The following is a 22,856-nucleotide window of genomic DNA, read 5'->3' on the forward strand; positions in this document are numbered from 1 at the left end:
GTGACCACGACGGCAGACGACCGCGACGGCGCCGCGACCGCCTCGCCCGACCAACTGGTCCCCACCCCGCGCACCATCCTCGGCCCGTACTTCACGCTCGGCATGCACGTGCGCCCGACCCTGCAGCCCGCGGGTCACCAGGTCCCCATCACCGTCAGCGGACGCGTGCTCAACGCGCAGGGCGAGCCGGTCATCATGACGATGGTCGAGACCAGCCAGCCGGAGGGTTGGACGCGGTACTTCACGGGCCTGGACGGCGCGTACGAGATCACCACCGTGAAGCCGCAGGCGACGCCCGGTCGGTCACCGCACCTGATGCTGCTGATCATGAGCGGCAACTTCATGATCCGTCCGGCCGTGACCTGCCTCTACTTCCCGGACGAGGACAACGACACCGACGAGCTGCTGCAGCAACTCACGCCGGAGCAGCGGGCCACGATGCTCGCCCGCCGCACGGACGTCGGTTACGAGTTCGACATCCACCTCGCCGGCGACTCCGAGACCACCTTCCTCGGCTGGCCCGGTCTGCTCGACGACGAGGAGTGAGCCGCGGGCATCCGTGGCGACCGGCACGGACGACGTCGTCGCGGTCCCGGACGGCGAACTCGCCTGTGGGACACCGGCGGACCGGGACCGGCCGTCGTCCTGCTGCATCCCGCGACCGGGACGGCGGCGACCTGGTCACCCCGGCGTGAGCCCCTGACCGCCGCCGGGTTCCGCGTCATCGCCTACACCAGGCGCGGCCACCTGGGGTCGACCGCCGTGGACCCCGACCACCCCGTGCCGGCGGCCGAGGACCTGAGGGCGCTGATCGGCGCCCTGGGGCTCGGCCCCGTCCACCTCGTCGGCGCCGCCCTGGGCGGCTTCTACGCCGTCGACTTCGCGCTGGCGTTCCCCGACCTGCTCCGCTCGCTGAGCGTGGCCGGCAGCATGCTCGGCATCTCCGACGAGTCGTGGCGTGCGGCGCTGGACCGCGTCGAGCTGCCCCATGCGGCCGAGCTCCCGCCGGAGTTCCTCGAGCTCGGGCCGAGCTACCGCGCCGAGAACCCCGACGGCGTCGAGACCTGGCGACGGATCGCGGACTCGGCGCGCCCGGTGCCGGCCCCGTTCATGGAGCTGGCAGCATCCCGGTTGCCGCGCGCCCGGTACGTGAGCGGGCCGGACGCCGGCCACGCCATCGCGTGGGAACGGCCCGGCCCGGTCAACGCCGCCCTCCTCGAGTTCCTCCGCGCCGCGTGGACGCCGGACCGCCCACCCCCGTGCAGCGACGTGGCGTCGGGTGCCGCGGATGCCCCACCGCACCGATCACCGTGAGGTGTCGACGACCTCGCTGGGCCGTTCGCCCTGGCGCTCGAGCAGACGCTGCCGCTCGACACGTCGCTCCTGCTGGGCGACCGGATCGGCCACGGGCGCGGCCATCAGGAGCCGCTGCGTGTACGGGTGCTGCGGATCTCCGGTCACCTGGGCCGCCGAGCCGAGTTCGACGATCTTCCCCTGCAGCAGCACCGCGATCCGGTGACTGATGGCGCGCACCACGGCGAGATCGTGGGTGATGAAGAGGTAGGCGACCCCCGTCGTCTCCTGGATCTCCTTGAACAGCGTCAGGATCCTCGCCTGGGTGGACATGTCGAGCGCGCTCGTCGGCTCGTCACAGACGACCAGCTTGGGATCCAGCACCAGGGCCCGGGCGATCGCGATCCGCTGGCGTTGGCCGCCGGAGAACTCGCGGGCGAGGCGCCGGCCAGCGTCCTGCGGCAGGTGGACCTGGTCGAGCAGACGCCGGACGACGTCGCGCCCGCCCTTCTCCCCCCTCGCCAGCAGCGGCTCCGTCAGGATGTCCTCGATGGTCATCGCCGGGTTCAGCGACGAGTAGGGATCCTGGAACACCACCTGGAGGTCCTTCGCGGTGCGGCGTCGCTCGGCGCGGGAGAGCTTCGAGATGTCGCGTCCTTCGAAGACCACCCGACCACCGGTCACGGGTGCGAGGCCGAGCAGAGCCCGCCCCAGGGTGGTCTTGCCGGACCCGGACTCCCCGACCAGGCCCACCGTCTCGTGCTCGCAGATGTCGAGGGAGATGCCGTCGAGGACCGTCAGCGGGGGTGACCGGAACCCTCGGGTGGGATAGCTGACCTGGACGTCCTGCAAGGACAGGAGCGGCGTACCGGAGGCGGCACCTCCGGCGGAGGCGTTCACGCGCCGCTCCCGACCGCGAGCGGCGTCCGCAGCTCGGCGCCGTCGAGCGAGGAGTTCAACAGCATGCGCGTGTACTCGTGCTCCGGGGAGGCGAACAGGTCGCGGGCGCTGCGGCTCTCCACGATCCGTCCCGACTGCATCACGCTGACCCTGTCACAGAGGTCCGCCACGACGCCGAAGTTGTGCGTCACGATCACCATGCCGAGTTCTCGTTCCTGCTGGAGGTTCCGCAGCAGCTCGAGGACGTCGGCCTGCACCGTCACGTCGAGCGCTGTCGTCGGCTCGTCCGCGATGATGAGCTCGGGGTCACCGGCCAGTGCGCCGGCGATCAACACCCGCTGCGCCATCCCGCCCGACACCTGGTGGGGATAGAGGTCGAAGACACGGGCGGGGTTCTTGATCCCCACGCTGTCCAGGAGCCCGAGCAGCTGCTGCTTGGCCTCGCGCCGGGACACGTCCTTGACGGCCCGGAGGCCGTAGGTGAGCTGCTGGCCGATCGTGAAGGTCGGATCGAGGTTGCTCATCGGCTCCTGCGGCACGTAGGCGATGCGGCGCCCGCGGACCTCGCGCATGAGCCTCGGGTCGGCCAGGAGGTCCTCGCCGTGGAACTCGATCGCGCCGCGGAGGATGACCGCCTCCGGCGGGAGGATGCCGAGGATGGAGAGGGCGACCTGCGACTTCCCGGAGCCGGACTCTCCCACCAGCCCGTGGATCTCTCCGCGTTCGACCACCAGGTCGACGCCGTGGACGACGGGCTTCACCGTGGTCGTCGAGTCGGGGTAGCCGATGGCCAGGTCGTACACCCCCAGGAGTGGGGGTCGGTCGGACTGCCCCGCCTCACCCCGTGGCTCCGCCTCGCTGACCTGCTCCGCCCGCAGCCGCCGGACCACCGCCGGGGAGAGGGCCGTGGGCCTGCTCGCGGACGACTGCAGGGCGTCGCGGATGACGTTCCCCAGCAGGACGAGGGACAGCGTGGTCGTGCCGATCAGCAGCACCGGCCAGACCACCGCGACCCGATTGACGAAGATGTTGGTGAAGGCGTCCTGGAGCATGCGCCCCCAGGAGGGATCGGTGGGGTCACCCAGGCCGAGGAACTCCAGTGCCGCCTGGACGGCGATGGCCGAGGCCAGGACGAAGGCGCTGTGCACGATGATGGGCCCGCGGACCGCCCGGAGGACGTGCCGGGAGACGATGCGCCGGTCGGACAGGCCGGCGACCTTGGCCGCGTCGATGTAGAGCTCGTGGCGGATCGACTGGACCAACGACCGCACCAGCCGGAAGTACGACGGCGAGATCAGCACCCCGTACACCGCCATGGCGAGCAGGATGTTCGGTCCGATGACGGTGTAGAGCACGATCAGCAGGACGATGCCGGGCAGCGCCAGCAGCACGTTCGAGATCCAGTCGGCGGCGTCGTCGAGGCGGCCGCCGAAGTAGCCGGCGATCAGACCGGCGGTCCCGCCCAGCAGTGAACTGACGACGAGCACCACGAGGATCGCCACGAGGGTGCCTCGGGTGGCGAACATGAGGCGGCTCAGGATGTCCCGCCCGGTGTTGTCGCCGCCGAGCCAGAAGTCGGTGCTGAACGGCCCGGCGTTCGTCAGCTCCAGCCGCGCGAGGTTGGGGTCGTTGGGCGCCAGCCAGGGCGCGAGGACCCCGAACGCCACGATCAGGGTCAGGAGCAGGACCGTCACGAGCCCCACGGGGTTGCCCAGCACTCGGCGCCACAGCCTGCGCCCGGCTACGGGGGCGTCCAGCTGCGGGCCGGCCAGGTTGGACGTGACCTCGCTCATGACAGCCTCACCCTCGGGTTGATCCACGCGTTGACGACGTCGGCCAGGATGTTGACGACGAGGACCAGCAGGGTCCCGAAGACGACGACGCCCATGACGGACGGCAGGTCGCCGGCGATCGCCGCTCTGATGGTGAACTGGCCGACGCCGGGTAGGGCGAAGATCTGCTCGATGAGCACCGCTCCTCCGACGAGGCCGATGGTCTGCACGGACAGGATCGTCAGGCCCGGTGCCGCGGCGTTGCGCAGCGCATGGCGGAGAACGACCGCGCGCTCGGACAGGCCGCGCGAGCGCAGGGTCCGGATGTAGTCCTGTTTCAGGGCGTCCACCATCGCGCCACGGAACTGCTGGGCCGAGTTGGCCACCATGTGGATCACCAGGGCGGCGATCGGCAGCACCAGCGACGTCGCCCAGCGTCCGGGGTCCTCGCCGAAGGGCACGTAGCCCGTCGCCGGGAAGATCGGTAGTGCGATGGCGAACAGGAACGTGAGCGCGATGGCCACGAGGAAGCTCGGCAGCGCCGCCGCGCCGCCGGCCAGGAACTGCAGCGAGCGGTCGACCCAGCCTCCCTTGACGGCCGAGACGACCCCCACGGCGATGCTGACCACGGACGTGACCAGCAGGGCGAGGAAGATGATCGAGAGGGTGACGGGGATGCGCGTCGCGAGGATGCTCGTCACGGTCTCGCCGGAGTTGAAGCTGCGGCCGAGGCTCCCGGTCAGGAGACTGCCGAGCCACTTGACGTACTGGACGACGACCGGCTGATCGAGGTTCAGCTCGTTCACCCGCTGGGCGATCTGGTCCTCGGTGGCCAGCTCACCGAGGTTGTTGCGCACGGACTCCTCGCCGTTCGAGAAGAGGAGCAGGAAGGTCACGAAGGTGACCGTGATGAACAGGACCAGGCCAGCGGCGAGTTTGCGCCCGACGAACATCAGCATTGCGACCTCACGGCAGTCTTCGGACGAGCGGTACGGATGGGGTCACCCGGTGAGGTGGAGCGTGGTGGCCGGCCGGTGGGACCTCCAGTCCCACCGGCCGGCGAGCCGGCCCTCTTACTCCATGGGCCCGAAGGCGTAGAGCGGGGGCGTGGTGCCGATCGTCCCGGAGATGGTGACGGTGTCGTTGAAGGCCCAGGTCACGTCCGGGTTGCCGAACGGTGCGAACCAGGCGTTGTCGACGAGGAACTCGTTGATCTTCTGGTAGATGTCCCCCGCCTCGTCCGGGTCGGCGACCGCCCACTGCGCCAGCAGGTCGTTCAGCGCGGGGTCCTCGTTGTGCAGGGGGTTGAAGCTCCCCTGCGGCCGGACGTAGTTCGTCACCTGCTCGACCTCGGGGTTCACGGGCAGCTTGTAGACGAACATGGGGAACTCGCCGCCGACGATGCGCGGGATCGACTCCTGGCGCGGGATGGAGACCGGGGTGGCCCGGATGTTCAGCTCGGCCAGCTGCTGCACCGTGATGGCGGTGTACTCCTGGTTGTAGTTCTCCACCTCGGGGATCGTCACGTCGAACCCGTCGGCGTAGCCGGCGTCCTCCATCAGCTTCTTCGCGGCGTCGACGTCGTACTCGTACTGGTTCGAGAGGTCCTCGTCGTACCCGCTGGTCCCCGGGCCGAAGATGGAGTCGTTGGCGCTGCCGTGGCCGTTCCAGATGGCCTGGACGATGGCGTCCCTGTCGAACACCATGTTGATCGCCTGCCGCACCCGCACGTCCGCGAGCGCGGGGATCTTCGTCCCGGCTCGGTCCGTGAAGTAGATCCCGCTCCACACGTTGGGGAAGGTCTCGACGTGGCTACCCGACGACTCCGCCTGCTGGACGCTGGCGAGTGAGAGCTCAGCGCCGTCGATCTGCCCGGACGCCAGCGCGTTGAGCTGGGCGGTCTCGTCGGGCATGACGAGGAACTCGATCTTGTCGTAGGCGAAGTCGTCGGGGTTCCAGTAGTCGGGGTTCCGGTCGAAGACGAACTTGCTCCCGACGACGGACTCCGCGGTGTTGTACGTGTACGGGCCGCTGCCGATCGGCTGCGTGTCCAGGGTCGCCGGGTTGTCGAGTGTCGCGGGGCTCACCAGCTGGCCCGCCGAGGCCCCGAGCTGGGAGATCAGGCCCGGGTTGGGAGCCGGCAACGTGAGGGTGATGGTCATGTCGTCCACCACGTCCACGGTGACGTCCCGCAGGCGGCCCGAGTCGACCCCGCCCCCGTCGCGGAACCCCTCCAGGCTGAACTTGGCGGCTTCGGCGTTGACCGGCTTCCCGTCGGTGAACGTCATGCCGTCGCGCAGCTTCATCGTGAGCACCGTCTTGTCCTCGTTGTACGAGAACTCCTCCGCGGCGTTGGGCTCGACGGTGCCGTCGGGGTTGGTCCGCAGCAGGGTGTCGTAGACCGGGCGCCACTCGAGGCCGACGTGCCCGGCGGTGATCTGCTTCCGCCAGTCCCAGCCGGGGAGCGTGTTCTCGAGTCCCAGCGTCAGGACGCCGTCGCCCGTGTCGCCGGATCCGGACCCTGATCCGGAGCCGGATCCGCCACCGCTGGTGCCGCCACATGCGCTGAGCACGAGCGTCCCGGTCACGATCAGCCCGACTGCCCCACGCCTACCGCGTGCTGTAGCCCGTCGGTTTCGGAGCACGTGCCCACCTCCATGAGTCGCAGTGAGAGCGTGTGGTGCTCCTCACTATCGAGGCGGAGCCAACCATATGGTTGGTCACACCGTCAATGGAGACCAACACGTCTGCTCGGGCCGTTCCGTCGATCCCACACGGTGCCTCGACGTGGCCCCGGGAGCCCGGAGCCGGGCCTCCGCGGCGGCCACGCCGGCGGCAGCGCGACGACCTGCCGCCGGAGCTCGAGCACCCGGCCGGGGCGGTGGCGACGATCGGGCGCGAGACCGCCGCCGACGACCACGGCCCGCATCCCGGCGGGCCGACCGCTCGAGCGGGCCTCCGGTGTCGGCGCACCAGCGGCCGCGACCAGGCAGTCCGATGCGATCCGCGACCGACACGCGGGGGGAGCTCCTCCGCCGCGCCGGGGAACACCGCACCGTCGAGAGGCGCACCTCGACCGCTGCCGCGGTCGGTGCCGGAAGGCCCGGCCGATCGCCCGACCGGCGTCCCGGACCTCCGCCCTCAGGGCCGGTCGAGGACGGCGAACAGCAGCCCGCCGATCATCGCGAGGTTCTTGTGGAACTGGATCCGCTGCTGCTTGCGGACCACCGGGTCCTCCGCCGCCCAGTAGGCGTGGCCGGCCAACGTGGTGGGCACCATGGAGCCGACCAACGCCAGGGCCGAGAGCCGGGGCAGCACGCCGAGGCCCAGCATCGCGCCACCCGCGACCTGGACGGCGGCGTTGCCCCGGACCACCGCCTCGTCCTCGGGCAGCGGCACGGCCCGCCGGATCGCCGCGAGCGTGGGTCCGGCCTGGGCGACGCGGAAACCCGGGGTGAGCAGGGCGTCGACGCCGAGCAGGACGTACGTCGACGCGGTCAGGAGGCGGGCGAGCGGGCGGATCGGGGATGCCATCGGGTCAGCTCCTGGGATCAGCGAGGGTCGAACGGACGTGCGGCGGCTCCGGCCGCGTGTTCGGCGACGGCCCCGGCAACAGCTCCGTGCGGGCTGCGCTGGGGGGGCCCGCGAGACGCGGATCGCGACGGGCGACTACTCGATCGGAGCCGCCGGCACCACCGACTCGCCAGGCACCATCACGAACGTCTCCTCGGCCGTGTACCAGGTGCCCTCGATGCCCGGTTCCGGCGCGGGCCCCGTGTGCTCCTCGAAGCCGCCCATCATGAGGTCCTTGGTGGCGCCGAACGCCGCGTCCTGGTGGAGGTGCGGGTCGAGCGGGTGGAAGATCTGCGTCACGAGGGTCCGCAGGCCCTCGCGGTGCAGCAGGAAGTGGATGTGCGCCGGCCTCCACGCCGGGCGCTTCGCGAGCCGCAGCATCGTCCCGAGGGGCTCCACGGTCGGGATCGGGTACCCGCCCGGGAGCACGGACCGGAACTGGAACGTGCCGTCGGCACCCGTCGTGAAGCGAGCGCGGAGGTTCATCTCCTCCTGCTCCGCGTCCTGGTTCTCGTACAACCCGTCCGGTGTCGCCTGCCACACGTGGACGGTGACGCCGGGCAGCGGGTTCCCCGACGTGTCGAGGACGCGCCCGGTGAAGAACAGCGGCGCCCCCGGTGTCTCGGAGCGGAGCAACGAACCGCCGCTCTCGACGAAGGGGGCACCCTGCCGCCACACCGGCCCGAGGACCGAGCTCGCCGTGTGGTGCGCGCCGCCGGTGACGGCGGTGTCCTCGAGCAGGCAGACCAGCGTCGACACACCGAGCAGGTCCGACAGCGCCATCGCGCGGTTGGACCCGGGCCCGGCCCCCCGGCCGAGCGCGTTGACGAACTCGAGCGCCTGCCGCCACTCCTGGTTGGTCAGGCCGACCTCCCGCACGAACGCGTGCAGGTGCGAGATCGCGGCCGTGACCAGCTCGCGGAGGCGTTCGTCCTCGATGCGCGAGTACGAGGCCAGCACCGTGGGCGTGAGCGACGCGAGGTCCTCGACGAAGTCCGAGTGGCCGTCGACCTGTTCGTGAGCCTGGGAGTCAGTCATCGGAACCCTCAATCAGGAGCCTCGGTTACGGGAGCGCCACCGGCGCACCGCCACGGACGTGGCGCACCGGCCTCGTGCTCGTTCCCGGCGCCGTCCATCTTCCCGGCGCCGTCCATCTTCCCGGCGCCGTCCATCTCCCGGCGCCGTCCATCGCGCGGACGCCGTTCCGGCCGCTCACCGTGCCGGCCACCCCGGCCGGTCCTGCCGGAGACGGAGGCACCGTATGCGACGGGTACCCTGCGCGGCAACCGTCTGGTTGCCGGTTCCGTCATGCGTCGACCGGGTCGCCCGGGTGTCGCTTGACCGGGGCGGACCGCGGCCCTCAGGATCCCCCCTCTGCCGATCCGCCTCGGGGACCGAGGCCGGCCTCCCTCCACCCTTGGAGCACCCACCGATGGCAGCACGAGTCGAGAAGCTCACCTCGGACATCGCCTGGAGCACGCCCGACCGGATCGTGGTGAAGGGACAGGACCTGTGCGGGGACCTGTTGGGCAAGCAGTCCCTGGGTGACGTCGCCTTCCTGATCATGACCGACCGTCTCCCCGACGAGCACGAGTCGATCATGTTCAACGCCCTGGCGGTGACGCTGATCGAGCACGGGATGACGCCCAGCGCCATCGCGACCCGCATGACGCTGACCGGTGCCCCCGAAGCGATGCAGGCCGCCATCGCCGCCGGCCTCGCCGGGCTGGGCAGCGTCTTCGTCGGCAGCATGGAGACCGCCGCGCGTCTGCTCCAGGAGGCCGTCCCGGACCCGGCCGCGCCCGTCGACGTCGACGCCCTCGCCGGCGAGGTGGTCGCAGCACTGCGCTCCCGGAAGGCGCAGGTCCCCGGCATCGGTCACCCCGTGCACAAGCCGGCCGACCCCCGGGCGGTCCGCCTGTTCGAGCTCGCGGAGGAGACGGGGTTCTCGGGGCCCTACGTCGCCCTGATGAAGCGCATCGCCGCCGTCGCCGGCGAACGGGCGGGCAAGGAGCTGCCGATCAACGCCACTGGTGCGATCGGCTCCATCGCGTCGGAGATGGGGATCTCCTGGACGGTGATCCGGGGCATCGGCGTGATCTCGCGGTGCATCGGGCTCGTGGGACACGTCCGCGAGGAACTCACCAACCCGATCGCTCGCGAGATCACCGCCCGTGTCGGTCGCGAGACCAGCGAGGCCGCCATCCGCGCGAGCGAGCAGCGCTGATGGACGCGCCCTCGCTGTCACCGATCGAGGTGCTGCGCTCGTACGCCGAGCACGACTACACGCTGGCCGGCCTGGTGGCCAGCCGATCGGCTCCTGACCCGGACCGGGCACTGGTGCTCGACGAGGTCGGGAACGCGCTGTCCTGGCGTGAGGTCGTCGCCCGTGCCGAGGCGCTGGCGGCGTCGTTGCACGGTCGAGGGGTCCGTCGCGGCGACCGGGTGGCGATCATGTCGCGCAACGACGTCGCGCACGTCCTCCTCCTGCTGGCGGCCGCGCGCCTCGGCGCCGTCATGGTCCCGGTGAACTCCGAGCTGGGGGTGGAGGAGGTCGCCGGCCTGTTCGAGCACGCCGGCCCCACCGGCATCGTCGTCTCGCCGGACCTCCTGGACACCGTCCGTGCGGCGCGCGGCCGACTGGCCGAGCAGCCCTGGCTGTGCACCACCGGCAGGGTCGAGGGCGAGCCGTGCTTCGAGGACCTGTCGGATCCTCGGACAGCCGGGCCGCTCGAGCCAGCCGCCACCGAGGGCGTGTCCGCCGATGACGCCGCGATCATCATCTTCACGTCCGGCAGCTCCGGCCGCCCCAAGGGCGTGGTGCACACCCAGCGCAGCCTGATCCTGTCGGGCGAGGCCTACGTGGAACGGGTCCGCCTGCAGCCCGGCGACCGGGTGCTGATCATCCTGCCGCTGTTCCACATCAACGCGATGTTCTACTCGCTCTGCGGAACCCTCGCGGCGGGTGCGTCGTGCATCGTGGTCCCCCGGTTCTCGGCCGGCCGGTTCTGGCACACCGCAGCGGATCTGGGCGCGACGGTCGTCAACGCGACCAACACCGTGCTGAACATCCTCGTGTCGCGCCCCCGCGCCGAGTACCGCGCGGACCACCGGCTCCGGGCCATCTCCGGTGGCGGACCCCCGCACACCGAGCAGTTCCTGCGCGAGGACTGCGGCATCCCCACCATCATCGCCGGCTACGGGATGACGGAGATCCCGGGAGTGCTCTCGACCCCCTTCGACGGGCCGCGCGTGCCCGGCAGCATGGGAGTCGTCGGCAGCCACCCGGACCGCTCCCGGCCCTGGGCGGAGTGCCGCGTCGTCGACGGGGACGGCGCGGACGTGCCGGTCGGCGAGGTCGGCGAACTGTGGGTGCGGACGCCGAACGTCATGAAGGAGTACTTCCGCGACGAGGAGCGGACACGGGCGGCCTTCCGCGAGGGCGGGTGGTTCTGCACGGAGGACCTCGTCCGCCGCGATGCCGACGGCGTCTTCTTCTTCGTCGCGCGCAACCGGGACATCGTCAAACGGCGCGGCGAGAACATCTCCCCGGTCGAGGTGGAGAAGGTCATCCTGAGGCATCCCGCGGTGCTGGACGTGGCGGTGATCCCCGTTCCCGGCGAGCTCGGGGACGAGGAGCTCTGCGCGGTGACCGTACTGATCCCCGGGCACGAGGCCACCGCGAGCGAGATCGCGGGCTTCTGTGCGGAGCACCTCGCCCCGGTCAAGGTGCCACGGTTCGTCGCGTTCATGGACGACCTGCCGCGTACGGGTCCGGACAAGGTCGCCAAGCACGTGCTCCGGGCGGACCCGCGGGTGCTGGAGACCGCCACCGACCTCGGTCGCACGAGCGCTTCGCGCCGGCTCTGAGGGTCCGGCGCCCGCTCGGGACGGCGACGGCAGTGCGGCAGGAGGTCCCCCCGCCGCGGGCGGAGCAGCACCTCAGGCGGACGGGGTGAGCTCCTCGCGGCAGAAGTCGGCGAAGGCATGGGCCCGACGGGTCAGACGGGCCGACCGGGCGTGGGCCAGCACGATGTCGACCCCGCGGACGTCGTCCGCGATCTCCAGGTAGGCCAAGGGCAGTCCGGCGTACGTCGTGGGCCCGGGCCGGTGCAGCACCATGGAATAGCCGACCCCGCACGCGACGAGCGAGCGCACCGATTCCGCGGCGGTCGTCGTCATCGCCACCCGGGGCTGGACACCGGCGCTGCCGAGGATCTCGCGGAAGAGGTCCTCGCTCGGCGGCATGTCGGGCATGACCATCGGCTCGTCCCGCAGCTCGACGAGCCGGATCGGGTCGTCGCTGCCCGCGAGCCGGTGGTCCGCCGGCACGATCACGCACGGCCGGAGGGTGTGGAGGGGTGTCGTCGCGACCTCGGGGAGGATGCCGGTCTCGTACATGAGGGCGACCTCGCAGCGCCCGTCGAGCAGCCGCTCGTGCACCTGCTCCACCGAACCCTCGAACAGGTCGATGACGACGGAGGGGTGGCGGCGGGGGAAGCCGCTCAGGACCCGCGGGACGAGGTACGGAGTGAGCGTCGTGTAGCAGCCGAGCACCAGGGTGCCGTCGACTCCCTGCCCCAGGCTGCGTGCCATGGAGTGCAGGTCACCCGCCTGAGCGAGGAGGTTGCGGATCTCGGGCAGGATCGCGAGTCCGGCACCGGTCGGCGCCACCCCCCTCGCCTTGCGCCGCATGAACAGCTGCACCCCCAGGGCCCGCTCCAGGTCCGAGATCGCCAGCGACACCGCCGACTGCGACACGTTGAGGCGCGCGGCCGCGCCGGCCATCGTCCCGTCGTCGGCGACCGCCAGCGCGTACTCCAGCTGACGCAGGGTGGCCCGGGACAGGGACGTGCTCATGCACGGACCGTACCGTTGAGATGAGTAGATCTCATGTTGTCGGCCAGTAAGATCCGCTTTGCAGATCCTGTGACGCGCGGCACGCTGAAGGCCCGCACACGCACGAGAGGGCGAGCATGCCGACCGTTGTCTTCCACCACCCCGACACCCCGCCGGACGTCGTCGAGGGCAAGGCCGGGACGAGCCTGATGCGCGCCGCGGTCGAGAACAACGTCCGCGGGATCGTCGGCGAGTGCGGTGGCCAGGCCATGTGCGCCACCTGCCACGTCTACGTGCATCCCGAGTACCTCGACGAGCTCGAGCCCATCGGCGAGGACGAGGAGGAGATGCTCGAGGACACCGCTGCGCCCCGCCTGGACCGCAGCCGCCTCGGCTGCCAGGTAGCGCTCGACGACGCGCTGCCGGAGATCCACGTCGACGTCCCACCGACCCAGGTGTGAGCGAGCGTCCGGTGGAGCACGTCGTCGTCATCGGCGCCGGGCACGCGGGAGTCCAGTGCGCGGCGTCCCTGCGCGAGGGCGGGTTCGCGGGCGCGATCACCATGGTGGCCGAGGAGGAGCACCTCCCCTACCAGCGACCGCCGCTGTCCAAGGACCACCTCGGTGAGGCGCCGACGCCGCTGCCGCTGCGGGGGGAGACGTTCTACGGGGACAACGCGGTCGAGTTGCTCAGCGGGCTCACCGCCACCCGGATCGACCGGGACCGCCGCGAGGTCGCGCTGAGCGATGGCCGGGCGGTGCCCTACACGGCGCTGGTGCTCGCGACCGGCGCCCGGGCCCGCTGGCTGCCGGGGGTGCAGGAGGACCACCCCGGTCTGCACCAGATCCGCACGCTGGGGGACGCGGAGAAGCTCCGGGCCGCGCTCACGACGGCTACTCGGGCCGTCGTCGTCGGAGCTGGTTTTCTCGGTCTGGAGTTCGCTGCCGTGGCGCGGAAGAAGGGGCTCGACGTCACGGTGCTGGAGGGCGGGCCGCGGGTGCTGGGCAGGTCGGTCTCCCCGGAGATGTCGGCGCACATCGCGACCGCGCACGAGGCGACCGGCATCACCCTCCGTCTCGGTGAGGGCCTGTCCTCCATCACGTACCGCGACCACGAGGTCGACGCCGTCATCGGGGCGAGCGGTGCGGTGTACAAAGCCGATCTGGTGCTCCTCGCCGTCGGAGCGAACCCGCGGGACGAGCTGGCGCGGGAGGCGGGCCTGGAGGTCGCGGACGGCATCCTGGTGGACGCCCACCTGCGCACCTCCGATCCGGCGATCCTGGCGATCGGGGACTGCGCGCGGCTGTCGAGTCCCGCTGCGGGCTCGCCCGGACGCCTGGAATCGGTGCAGAACGCCACCGATCAGGCGCGGCATGCAGCCGAACTGATCCTCGGGGGAGTCGAACCCTTCGGGGCCGTTCCGTGGTTCTGGAGCTACCAGGGGGCTCTGCGCCTGCAGATCGCCGGTGTCCGGGGCCCGGATGACGCCACGGTGACGATCGGCGACGTCGATGCCGGGAAGTTCTCCGTGCTGTCCTTCCGCGGGGGCCGGTTGACCTGCGTCGAGTCGCTGAACCGGCCCGCCGACCACCTCGCCGCTCGACGCCTCCTCGCCGGCGACCGCCTGCCCACACCCGGCGACGTCGCGGCACCTGACTTCCAGCTGAAGAAGTTCGCGGCCGGGCTCACCCCGGTGTCCGACTGACGAAGGAGTTCCGATGACCACCATCGACCAGCCGCTCAGTGCCGGTGGCGCCCCGACCGCCGACTGGGTCGACATGGGCGAACTGTCGCGCGACCCGTATGACACGTACCGGCGCCTGCGTGAGATGGGCCCGGTCGTCTGGGTTCCCGTCCTGAACCGCTACCTGTGCACCTCGTACTCCGGGTGCCGCGCCCTCGAAGCGGACCAGGAGACGTTCACCTCCACTGCCTCGGCCCTCGCGTCGACGCGCGCCCTGGGCGGGCCGGCGATGCTGGGCAAGGACGACCCCGAGCACGCGGTGGAGCGGGCACCGATCAACCGGTCGATGCGGCCGAAGAACATCCGGGAGTTCTGGGCGCCGCTCTTCGAGCGCAATGCCCGGATGGGCCTGGACGAGCTCATCGCCGTGGGCCCGGAGGAGGCCGATCTGAACCGGGACTTCGCCGGGCCGCTGTCCGCCCGGAACCTGACCGACATGGTCGGGCTCAAGGGGGCTCGACCCACCGACATGGTCCGCTGGTCGCACGCGTTCACCTCCGAGCAGGCGAACATCCAGGACGTCCCCGCGATCCGGGAAGACGCGCAGAGGGCTCGACGCGAGGTCGACGAGCTCCTGGACGAGCTCATCCCGTACTACCGCGAGCACCCGGATTCGTCGCTGGCCTCCGCGTGGGCCAACTCGGGGATACCCCTTGAGGACGTGTACGCCAACATCAAGCTCACCATCGCCGGCGGGCTCAACGAACCGAAGCACGCGGTGTCGACCATGGTGTGGGCGCTGACCGACCACCCCGATCAGCTCGAGCTGCTGTTCGCCGCACCCGAGCGGTGGGCCGAGGCCTTCGACGAGGCGGTCCGGTGGGTGTCGCCGATCGCCATCCTGCCGCGCATCGTCACGCGGCCCACCACGTTCGAGGGCGTGGACCTGCCGGTCGGCGCGGTCGTCTGCCCGGTCATCGGCGCGGCGAACCACGACCCCGAGGTCTTCGAGCGGCCGGACGAGTTCGACCTCGCGCGGCCCCGCGTGTCCCACCTCGGCTTCGGCAGCGGCGTCCACCAGTGCGCCGGCCACTGGGCGGCCCGCATCGGGATCGGGGAGATCGCGGTGCCGATGCTGTACCGCGAGCTGCCCGGCCTGCGGATCGACAGCCGCCGTCCCGCGAACTGGTCCGGGTGGGTGTTCCGCGGCGTGGAGAACGCACCGGTCACCTGGGACGCCGCCTGATGAGGCCCGCCCGGCGGTCAGCGGTCCCGCACCGATCAGCCGGGGTCGACGGCCAGGAGCGCTGAGCACACCGCCGGCTCCTCCAGGATGAGGTGGTGGTGCGTCCCGGGGACCGACATCATCACGTACGGCCCCGCCGAGTGTTCGGTGATCCGCGGGGCGGCCATGGCGTGCAGGTGCTCGCTGTGCTGGCTGAAGACCCACGTGGTGGGGCAGTCGATCTGCGACACCAGACGGTCGAGCGCCGGATCGGCGTAGTCGCCCCGCGCGGCCTCGTCGCGGCGCCAGGTCCAGCCCCTCGGGGTCTCCTCCACGTTGGCGTCGATCAGGAGCCGGGTGAGCTCCGGCGCGGGCAGCTCCTGGGCCGGGAGCAGCCGGAACCGCTCGGCCAGCTCCTCGCGGTTCCGGTAGTACCGGCGCGGCTGCGGTCGTGGGTGCCGGCGCAGCCCCGGCCGCGGCCGGGGGTAGGCGTCGAACACCACGAGGCGCTCCACGAGCGCCGGGTAGGAGGCAGCCGCCACGACTGCGACCACTCCCCCCATGCTGTGCCCCACGACGGTGGCGGGGGCGCCGAGCCGGTCGATCACCGCCGCCACCTCGGCCGCCCAGATCTGCCAGTCGTAGGAGCTCCGGTGGTCGCTGCGACCGTTCCCCGAGAGCTCGATCATGGCCACGTGGTGCTCCGCCGCGAGCAGCGGCACCATGCCCGCCCACCACGCGTGGTTCGCCCCGAACCCGTGGACGAGGACGAGGGTGTCCTTGGCCGGGTCGCCCGCCGACCAGACCGCGATCCGTGCCCCGTCCACCTCGACGAACGACGGCGCCGCCGGCAGTCCGACGAGGTCAGCGGTCCCGGTCAGGGGGTGCCCCGGCTCGTCGGCAGGTACTCGTCCATCCCGATGAAGAACGAGCTGAACCGCCAGCACCCGTCGTCCTCGCGGCGCAGCTCGCTGGTGTAGATCACGCTGGCACCGAGCGACAGCCCGTCGCTGGCGACCGTCACGACGCTGTACGCCAGGGCCTTCGCGGTCCCGCCCTCGAGGTCGAGCTCCTCCACCAGGACGTTGCCCATGACGTGGCGACGCTGGTCGGCCTGCGCCTCGATCCGCCCGGGCAGCTGCTCCGCGATCTCCTGCCGGGAGCCGAACCGGGTCCGGGGTTCGGCGCTGCCCAGGCCGACCTCGAACAGCGCGTCCTCGGTGAAGCAGGAGCAGAGGACGTCGACCCGCGCCTCGTCGAACGCGGTGCCGAAGCGGGAGAACGCCTCGGCGATCTGCGCCCGGGCGGCAAGCGCCCCGGGGCTCCAGTCGCCCGGAGCGAGCGGACGCAGGTCGACCTTCCCGCTCCGGTGCGACCACGCCTGGCCCGGGCGACCCTCGCCCCCGGGCGACGGACTCACGCCGAGCGGTCCTTCGGGGAGGGGATCGGCTCCTTCCACGGCCGGATCTGGTGCTCGACGACGGCCGGACCCAGGCGGAAGTGCTGGGCCTCCTCGTACGTCTCGACCAGCGGGAGGTTGGGGTCGTAGTAGTCCTCCGGGGACAGCGGCAGCGGACCGGTCTTCGACGTGCGCCCGGGCGTCGCGCGGCCGAGCACGCCGTCGAGCTTGGCGACGAAGCCGATGAGCCGGTCGAGGTCCACCCCCGTCGGGATGCCCATCGCGTTGCACATGTTGACGACGTCCTCGGTCGCCGCCATGCCGGTCGCCCGGCCGTTGCCGCAGTAGGGGCAGCCGCCGATGCCGCCGGCCGTCACGTCGAAGCTGACGTCGAAGCTCTCGTCCAGGGCCTTGATCGTCGCGTACGTGCTCGCCAGCGCCATGCCGCGGGAGTCGTGGAGGTGCTGGGCGATGCGCCGCACCTCGGGCCACTCCTGCCGGACCGCGGCGATCGTCTCCTCGACCCAGTGCGGCATGCACCAGCCCATCGGGTCGGCGAAGGACACCGTCGTCACCGTGATGCCGGCGTCGGCCCAGGCGTCGTGCTGCCGCCGCAGCATGTCCATCCGCTGCTCGGTGCTGAACGGGCCCTCGAAGTTGGAGCCCCACGCGGCCCCGACCATGATCCGGGCCTCCGTGGCGCCTGCGTCGACGGCGCGCTGGATCGTCCGGCTCCAGTTGGCGATCTCGTCGGCCTGGCTCCGGTTGGCGTTGCGGCGGATGAACGTGTCGCACAGGTGGGCGCCGGTGGAGAAGCCGTCCCGGCCGGGGACCTGCAGCCAGGGGAACTCCGACGCGCGCTCGATCCCCTTCTGGTTCATCGCGAGGCAGTAGTACCGGGGGCCCTCCACCGGCTTGAACCGCTCCAGGACCTCGCCGATCTTCGCCATCTGCGGCGTGTAGCGGGGACTCACGAAGGAGCCCACGTTGATCTCCGGCAGACCGCACTCGGCGAGCTCCTGCAGCAGGTCGGCCTTGACCTCCACCGGGATGTCGACCGACTCGATCTGCATGCCTTCGCGCATGACCTCTTCGCGGAGCAGTACGCGTGGATATCCCATGTTCTCGTCCTCCTCGGACTGATCGACCTGCGTCATCCTTCGTCGACAGGCGGCCGCACCTGGGCGAGGACCTCGTCCACGTCCTTCGCGATCTCCCGGTACACACCCGCTCGGACCAGCGCGTCGAGGTCCTTGGCCCGTGGCGGCGCGATGTTCAGGGGCGTGTCGACCACGACGGCGTCGCGCCGCAGCGTCTCGGTCTCCTCCGCGGACAGGCCCAGCGAGCCGAGCACCGCGTCGTTGTCCTCACCGAACAGCGGCCCCCGGGCGCGGCTGGTGACCGCCGTGGAACCGGTCCAGACGAACGGCGTCCCCGGGATCGGGCGGGTCACACCCTTGATGTCGACCCAGTCGAAGAACTGCCGGTGCTGCATCTGCGGGTCCAGCAGCATGTCGCGGACCTCGGCCACCGCCGCGGCCGCGACGCCGTGGCCCTGCAGCGTCTCCGCGGCCTCCTCCGGTGTCCGGGACGACGTCCACTCCCCCAGGCCCCGGGCCAGCTCGTCGAGGTCGGGGGCGTCGCCGGACAGGTGCTCCCGGACGAGCTCGACCACTCGCTCCCGTGCCGCGTCGTCCTCGATGGCGACGGCCACCCACGCCTCGACGCCCTGGCAGGCGAACACGTCGGACAGGAGGGTGTCGTCCTCGGCGTTGCCCCGGCGCGACGGCTGCTGGGCGCCGGCCTGCGCCGCGATGAGCGCCTCGGGGATGACGACCGGCCCGAGCTGGTACATGCCCAGGTCGATCCACTGCCCCCGGCCCGAGCGGTGCCGCTCCTCCAGCGCCGCCAGGATCGCGTAGAGCCCGGTCCACGCGGCGAGGAAGTCGGGATAGGACTGCCCGACCTTCCGCGGCTTGTCCCCCGGGTACCCCGAGTACTCGACGAGGCCCATGGTGGACTCCAGCGAGGTGCCCTGTGCCTTGAACCCCGACCAGGGGCCGGTGGCGCCGTAGCCGGTGTTGGACAGCATGATCAGGCCCGGGTTGGTCGTCACGAGGTCTGCGTGGGTCATGCCCCAGCCGCGCAGCACCCGGGGGGTGAAGTTCTCGACGACGAGGTCGGCTGCGTCCACCAGGCGGCGCAGCACCGACCTGCCGGCCTCCTGCTTGAGGTCCAGGACGAGGGAGCGCTTGCCGCGGTTGAGGCTGTGGAACGAGCCGGACCAGTTCCAGCCGTCGCCGCCGCCCTCGTTCCCCAGGGCCGGGGCGAGAGCCCCTCCCCGGGTCTGGTCCAGCTTCGACGGCGGCTCGACCTTGACGACCTCGGCGCCCAGGTCGCTGAGGAGCGAGCACATGTAGGGCGCGGCGAAGACCGTCGACAGGTCGACGACCTTGAGCCCCGCGAGCGGTCCGGGGACGTCGGCGCCCGCTGCCTGGCGACTCACCGCGCACCCGCCTCGGTGCCGGCGGCGACGCGGGAGAGGAGGTCCGCATCGTGCTCACCCAGCAGGGGCGCCGCGCGCCGGACGGTCACCCCCGTGCGGGACAGCGAAGCGGTGACGGCAGGCATGCGCCACGGCCGGCCGTCGAGCGTGCCGGGCATGGTCCGGAACACCTCCCGGGCGTTGAGGTGCGGGCACTCGAGGAGCTGCTCGGCCGTCTGGACGAAGCCGGCGAGGATCCCCCGGGCCGAGGCCCCCTCGAAGAAGTCGCGGGGCTGCACGTCGGCCAGTGCGGTCCGGAAGATCTCCGCGATCTCCGCGGCATGGGTCGCGCGCGCCTCGGGCGTCGCGTACTGCGGCTCGGCCAGGCGCTGGTCGGCGATGAAGTCCGCGAGGTTGCTGATGGGGGTGAGGATGGTGATCTGGGCACTGACGTAGCCCGATCCCGCGGGCAGGGGATCGCCGGAGAGCGGGTCGATGACGGTGGGGCGCCGGGTGGAGACCGCGCCGGTGAAGGCGTACTCCGGGATGGTCAGCACCAGCTCCGAGGCGATGCACTCGACGATGGAGATGTCGATGACGGTCCCGCCGTGCTCGCGCGCACCCAGCAGCGCGGCCTCGGCGACGTAGGCACCGGTGAGCCCCGCTTCGTAGGTGCTCTGCCGGAGCCCGCGCTTGAGCGGGTAGCGCTCCGCAGCGCCACCGAAGGACAACAGGCCGCTCGCGGCCTGCATGGTGAGGTCGGTCGCCTTCCAGGCGGCCTTCGGCCCGGTGGTCCCGTAGGGCGTGATCGTCTCGATCACCAGTCCCGGGTGGGCCGTGTGCAGCTCGCCCACGTCGATCCCCCACGTGGCCAGCTGCGCGAAGTCGTCACCGACCAGGAGCACGTCGGCCGTGGACACGAGCTCGTCGAGGGCGTCGCGATCGGTACCGGGCTGCAGCGAGACCCCTCGCTTGTTGTAGTTCAGGTACTCGAACAGGGCGCTGCGCTCGTCGTCCTCGCCGGCGCGGTAGAACGGGGCCACCGAGCGGGTCCGGTCGCCTTCGGGGGTCTCCACCTTGATCACGTCCGCGCCGAGGTCACCGAGCATCCTCGCCGCCAACGGGGTGGCGAGACCGACACCCAGCTCGACGACCCGCACACCGTCCAGCGGGGCCTCGCCGCCGGTCATGACGCGGGGTACGGGTACGGGACGGCCGGTCCACCGCGCAGCGGCAGGACCACGGTGGCCGTGCCGGGGGTGCTCTGCTTGCCCTCCTGGTTCCGGATGCCGATCTCCAGCTGCACGATGCCGTAGCCGCCCTCCTCGGTGAGCTCGGTGATCCGGCCCCAGGCGGTCAGGGTCGACCCGACCTGGTCCATGGCGCGGAACTGGAAGCCGATGCTCCGCAGCCACCCCTCCGGCTCGGCCCACTGCCGCACGACCTGCACCATGAAGTGCTGCTTCCAGCTGCCGTTGACCAGCAGGGCCGGGAGCTTGTCGTGCTCGACGGTGAACCGCTGGTCGTAGTGGATGCGGTGCCAGTTCTCGATCGAGGCGGACCAGCGCATCAGGTGCGGCTCGAGCAGCGGCCCCCGCACCAGCTCCGGGATCTCGTCGCCGACGCTGAGGTCCTCGAACACCAGCGGTGCCGGCTTCGTCATCGTTCCTCCGGTCATCGGTGGATCAGCGAGCTCGTCGTCACGGCCAGGACGTCGCCGTCCTGGTTCGTGTAGGTGGTCTGCACACGGACGATCACCATGGGGTTGCCGTCCCGCGACTGGCGCTCGGAGATGTCGAGGTACTTGGAGCGCACGGTGATGACGTCGCCGATCTTCGCGAGCTGGAAGAACTCGGCCTCCGTGCCTCCGTTCAGCAGTCGCTTGAACGGGAGGTCCAGCGGCGGGAGGCCGTTCTGGCTGCCGCCCAGTCGGCCGTCGTCCTCCGGGTCGTCCTTGAGGCGGTCCATGGGGTCGGGCCCACCCGGGGCACGTCGCACGCTGTTCATGGGGAACAGCGGAGGCGCCACCACCTCGCCGTACTTCGACGCGGCTGCCACCTCGTGGTCCCAGTGCACGGGGTCGGGCTCCATGACCCCGTGCACGAAGCGCCGGAGCAGCTCCTCCGACACCGGCAGCGCTGACGTGCGCGGCTCGGACTCGACGCCGATGAGCGCGCGGTGCTCGTCGGTGAGGACTGTCATCTGCTCAGGCCTCCCAGACCTTCTTGCCCTGCTTGAGGATCGCGCGCGCCATGAGGATCCGCTGGATCTCGTCGGTGCCACCGCCGATGCGGCCGTGGCGGAGCTCGCGGTAGAACGTCGAGATCGGCATCTCCAGGGTCTCGCCCATCCCGCCCAGGATCTGCATGATCTTGTCCATGGACCGGTGGCCGTAGTTGCCACCCATGTACTTGGCCATGGCGGCGAGGTGCCGGACCTCTTCGCCGGCGTCGTAGCGGGCGGCGGTCTCGTAGGCGATCGCCCGGATGGTCTTGAGGTCCATGAAGACGTCGACCAGCATCCACTGGATGGCCTGCCGCTCGGCCAGCGGTGCACCGAAGGTCTCGCGCGACTTGGCCCACTCGGTGGCGATCTCGAGCCCGCGCGCGAGCCGGCCGCAGGCCAGGGTGCCGCGGGTGAGACGGTCCTGGATGGCGAGCCACTCCTGGCCGAGCCCGAACCCGTACCCCTCCCTGCCGAGGACGCGGTCGCCCGGCACGAAGACGTCGTCGAAGGTGACGAGGTACTGGTGGGCCTTGCGGACCAGCCAGGTCTCGATGGGGCTCCAGGAGATGCCCGGCGAGTCCCGGTCCACGATGAACATCGTCATGCCGCCGCGCTGCCGCTTCTCCGGGTCGGTCACGGTCAGCACCAGCATGTAGTCGGCGTCCTCGACCCCGCTGATCCACATCTTCTGGCCGTTGATGCGCCACCCGTCGCCGTCCCGCTTGGCGGTGGTGCGCATGGAGTTGCCCGGGTCGGAGCCGGCGCCCGGCTCCGACTGCGCGAAGACGAAGCGCTTCTCACCCCGGATGGACGGCATGAGGAACTCCTCCTTCTGCGCGTCCGTGCCGTGCAACAGCGGCATCATCGCGCCCGACCGGGGGAGCTTGACCAGGCTGCGGTTGAGCTGCTCGGCCACCACGACCTCGCCCAGGGCGCCGTATCCCTCACCGCCGTACTCCTCGGGGAGTCCGACCGCGTAGAGACCCGCGTCCTGCGAGATCTGCTTGAGGCGGGCCCAGTCCTCGGCGGGCAGGGAGCCGTCGACCTGGCCCTCGGTGGCCCCTGGCTTGGGTCCCTCGTCCAGCCACTGGTTGGAGAGGAACTTCGCCTCGAGCGGGAAACACTCCCGCTCGACGATGTTCTTGGCGTGCTCCTTGAGCTCGATCAGCTCGGGCGGTAGGGCGAAGGCCGTCGTCGGAGCGGAGTACTTGACTGCCATGGTTCCTCCAGGAGGGGCGAGCGGGCGATGGAGTGGTCACTGCGTGGCGGCGTCACCGGGTCGACGGCGAGGGCCTGGGACTGTGCGCACACCGCGGACGACGACGTGCGCGTCCTCGGTCGAGGCCCCGACTCGGACGAGCCGGGGGACGACGCGACGTCCGGACACCGGTCGGTCTCCCCGGCCGGCAGTCCGGGGTCTGCGCCGCGAGGCTGCCGGGGACACCGGGCAGGTGCCTGGG

General features: G+C 71.3%; 22 protein-coding genes. 7 read left to right on the forward strand and 15 right to left on the reverse strand.

The window, feature by feature from the left end; all coding sequences use genetic code 11:
* Together ACU616_RS23485 and ACU616_RS23490 are read left to right on the forward strand one after the other, a co-directional pair.
* Positions 1-546, forward strand: coding sequence for a hypothetical protein (locus ACU616_RS23485; RefSeq protein WP_446760819.1), 546 nt, complete (start codon positions 1-3; stop codon positions 544-546).
* A gap of 99 nt (positions 547-645) precedes the next feature.
* Positions 646-1,314: an alpha/beta fold hydrolase gene (locus ACU616_RS23490; RefSeq protein WP_446761521.1), complete on the forward strand. Its 669-nt coding sequence runs from the start codon at positions 646-648 to the stop codon at positions 1,312-1,314.
* Here the strand turns inward: ACU616_RS23490 and ACU616_RS23495 are convergent.
* From ACU616_RS23495 to ACU616_RS23520, 6 genes are all read right to left on the reverse strand, one after another.
* Positions 1,306-2,193, reverse strand: coding sequence for an ATP-binding cassette domain-containing protein (locus ACU616_RS23495; protein WP_446760820.1), 888 nt, complete (start codon positions 2,191-2,193; stop codon positions 1,306-1,308). The genes ACU616_RS23490 and ACU616_RS23495 overlap by 9 nt on opposite strands.
* Positions 2,190-3,986: a dipeptide/oligopeptide/nickel ABC transporter permease/ATP-binding protein gene (locus tag ACU616_RS23500; protein WP_446760821.1), complete on the reverse strand. Its 1,797-nt coding sequence runs from the start codon at positions 3,984-3,986 to the stop codon at positions 2,190-2,192. Before ACU616_RS23500 ends, ACU616_RS23495 begins: the two co-directional genes overlap by 4 nt.
* On the reverse strand, positions 3,983-4,924 hold the full coding sequence (locus tag ACU616_RS23505; RefSeq protein WP_446760822.1) for an ABC transporter permease: 942 nt from the start codon (positions 4,922-4,924) through the stop codon (positions 3,983-3,985). The genes ACU616_RS23500 and ACU616_RS23505 overlap by 4 nt, the downstream gene beginning before the upstream one ends.
* A gap of 114 nt (positions 4,925-5,038) precedes the next feature.
* Complete coding sequence (locus tag ACU616_RS23510; RefSeq protein WP_446760823.1) at positions 5,039-6,553, reverse strand: ABC transporter substrate-binding protein; 1,515 nt, start codon at positions 6,551-6,553, stop codon at positions 5,039-5,041.
* 553 nt (positions 6,554-7,106) lie between these two features.
* Positions 7,107-7,499: a DoxX family protein gene (locus ACU616_RS23515; RefSeq protein ID WP_446760824.1), complete on the reverse strand. Its 393-nt coding sequence runs from the start codon at positions 7,497-7,499 to the stop codon at positions 7,107-7,109.
* 135 nt (positions 7,500-7,634) lie between these two features.
* Complete coding sequence (locus ACU616_RS23520; protein ID WP_446760825.1) at positions 7,635-8,576, reverse strand: dioxygenase family protein; 942 nt, start codon at positions 8,574-8,576, stop codon at positions 7,635-7,637.
* A 394-nt stretch (positions 8,577-8,970) separates the two neighbouring features.
* On the opposite strand from ACU616_RS23520, the gene ACU616_RS23525 reads away from it, so the two are divergent.
* The gene (locus tag ACU616_RS23525) at positions 8,971-9,765 is read left to right on the forward strand and encodes a citryl-CoA lyase (RefSeq protein ID WP_446760826.1); all 795 of its coding nucleotides are present in this window, start codon (positions 8,971-8,973) and stop codon (positions 9,763-9,765) included.
* Positions 9,765-11,408, forward strand: coding sequence for a class I adenylate-forming enzyme family protein (locus ACU616_RS23530; RefSeq protein WP_446760827.1), 1,644 nt, complete (start codon positions 9,765-9,767; stop codon positions 11,406-11,408). Before ACU616_RS23525 ends, ACU616_RS23530 begins: the two co-directional genes overlap by 1 nt.
* A 72-nt stretch (positions 11,409-11,480) precedes the next feature.
* Here the strand turns inward: ACU616_RS23530 and ACU616_RS23535 are convergent, their stop codons facing one another.
* Positions 11,481-12,398, reverse strand: a complete 918-nt coding sequence (locus ACU616_RS23535; protein WP_446760828.1) for a LysR family transcriptional regulator — start codon at positions 12,396-12,398, stop codon at positions 11,481-11,483.
* A gap of 116 nt (positions 12,399-12,514) precedes the next feature.
* Between ACU616_RS23535 and ACU616_RS23540 the strand changes: the two genes are divergently transcribed.
* From ACU616_RS23540 to ACU616_RS23550, 3 genes are read left to right on the forward strand one after another with little or no spacing between them, the layout of a single operon-like run.
* Positions 12,515-12,838 carry a 2Fe-2S iron-sulfur cluster-binding protein gene (locus tag ACU616_RS23540; RefSeq protein ID WP_446760829.1) on the forward strand — a complete coding sequence of 108 codons (324 nt, stop codon included), beginning with the start codon at positions 12,515-12,517 and terminating at the stop codon, positions 12,836-12,838.
* A complete protein-coding gene (locus ACU616_RS23545) occupies positions 12,835-14,082 on the forward strand; it encodes an NAD(P)/FAD-dependent oxidoreductase (RefSeq protein ID WP_446760830.1) in 1,248 nt (415 codons plus the stop codon). Before ACU616_RS23540 ends, ACU616_RS23545 begins: the two co-directional genes overlap by 4 nt.
* 13 nt (positions 14,083-14,095) lie before the next feature.
* Positions 14,096-15,307, forward strand: a complete 1,212-nt coding sequence (locus ACU616_RS23550; protein ID WP_446760831.1) for a cytochrome P450 — start codon at positions 14,096-14,098, stop codon at positions 15,305-15,307.
* A gap of 35 nt (positions 15,308-15,342) precedes the next feature.
* Here ACU616_RS23550 and ACU616_RS23555 read toward each other — a convergent pair whose 3' ends face one another.
* Genes ACU616_RS23555 through ACU616_RS23590 form a run of 8 tightly spaced genes read right to left on the reverse strand, consistent with a single transcriptional unit; the run spans position 15,343 to position 22,615 of the window.
* Entirely contained in the window at positions 15,343-16,113 is a 771-nt protein-coding gene (locus tag ACU616_RS23555; RefSeq protein WP_446760832.1) for an alpha/beta fold hydrolase, read from the reverse strand.
* Between the two features lie 50 nt (positions 16,114-16,163).
* Entirely contained in the window at positions 16,164-16,706 is a 543-nt protein-coding gene (locus ACU616_RS23560) for a nuclear transport factor 2 family protein (protein WP_446760833.1), read from the reverse strand.
* A complete protein-coding gene (locus tag ACU616_RS23565; protein WP_446760834.1) occupies positions 16,703-17,806 on the reverse strand; it encodes a hypothetical protein in 1,104 nt (367 codons plus the stop codon). The genes ACU616_RS23560 and ACU616_RS23565 overlap by 4 nt, the downstream gene beginning before the upstream one ends.
* A gap of 32 nt (positions 17,807-17,838) precedes the next feature.
* Entirely contained in the window at positions 17,839-19,191 is a 1,353-nt protein-coding gene (locus ACU616_RS23570) for a CaiB/BaiF CoA transferase family protein (RefSeq protein WP_446760835.1), read from the reverse strand.
* A complete protein-coding gene (locus ACU616_RS23575; protein ID WP_446760836.1) occupies positions 19,188-20,360 on the reverse strand; it encodes a CaiB/BaiF CoA transferase family protein in 1,173 nt (390 codons plus the stop codon). Before ACU616_RS23575 ends, ACU616_RS23570 begins: the two co-directional genes overlap by 4 nt.
* Positions 20,357-20,833 carry a hypothetical protein gene (locus tag ACU616_RS23580; RefSeq protein ID WP_446760837.1) on the reverse strand — a complete coding sequence of 159 codons (477 nt, stop codon included), beginning with the start codon at positions 20,831-20,833 and terminating at the stop codon, positions 20,357-20,359. Before ACU616_RS23580 ends, ACU616_RS23575 begins: the two co-directional genes overlap by 4 nt.
* Positions 20,834-20,844: 11 nt before the next feature.
* Positions 20,845-21,372 (reverse strand): FAS1-like dehydratase domain-containing protein, encoded by a 528-nt coding sequence (locus ACU616_RS23585; RefSeq protein WP_446760838.1) that lies wholly within the window; start codon positions 21,370-21,372, stop codon positions 20,845-20,847.
* A 4-nt stretch (positions 21,373-21,376) separates the two neighbouring features.
* Positions 21,377-22,615 carry an acyl-CoA dehydrogenase family protein gene (locus tag ACU616_RS23590; protein ID WP_446760839.1) on the reverse strand — a complete coding sequence of 413 codons (1,239 nt, stop codon included), beginning with the start codon at positions 22,613-22,615 and terminating at the stop codon, positions 21,377-21,379.
* Positions 22,616-22,856: the final 241 nt, after the last annotated feature.

The sequence above is a fragment of the Geodermatophilus sp. URMC 62 genome (assembly GCF_052931475.1).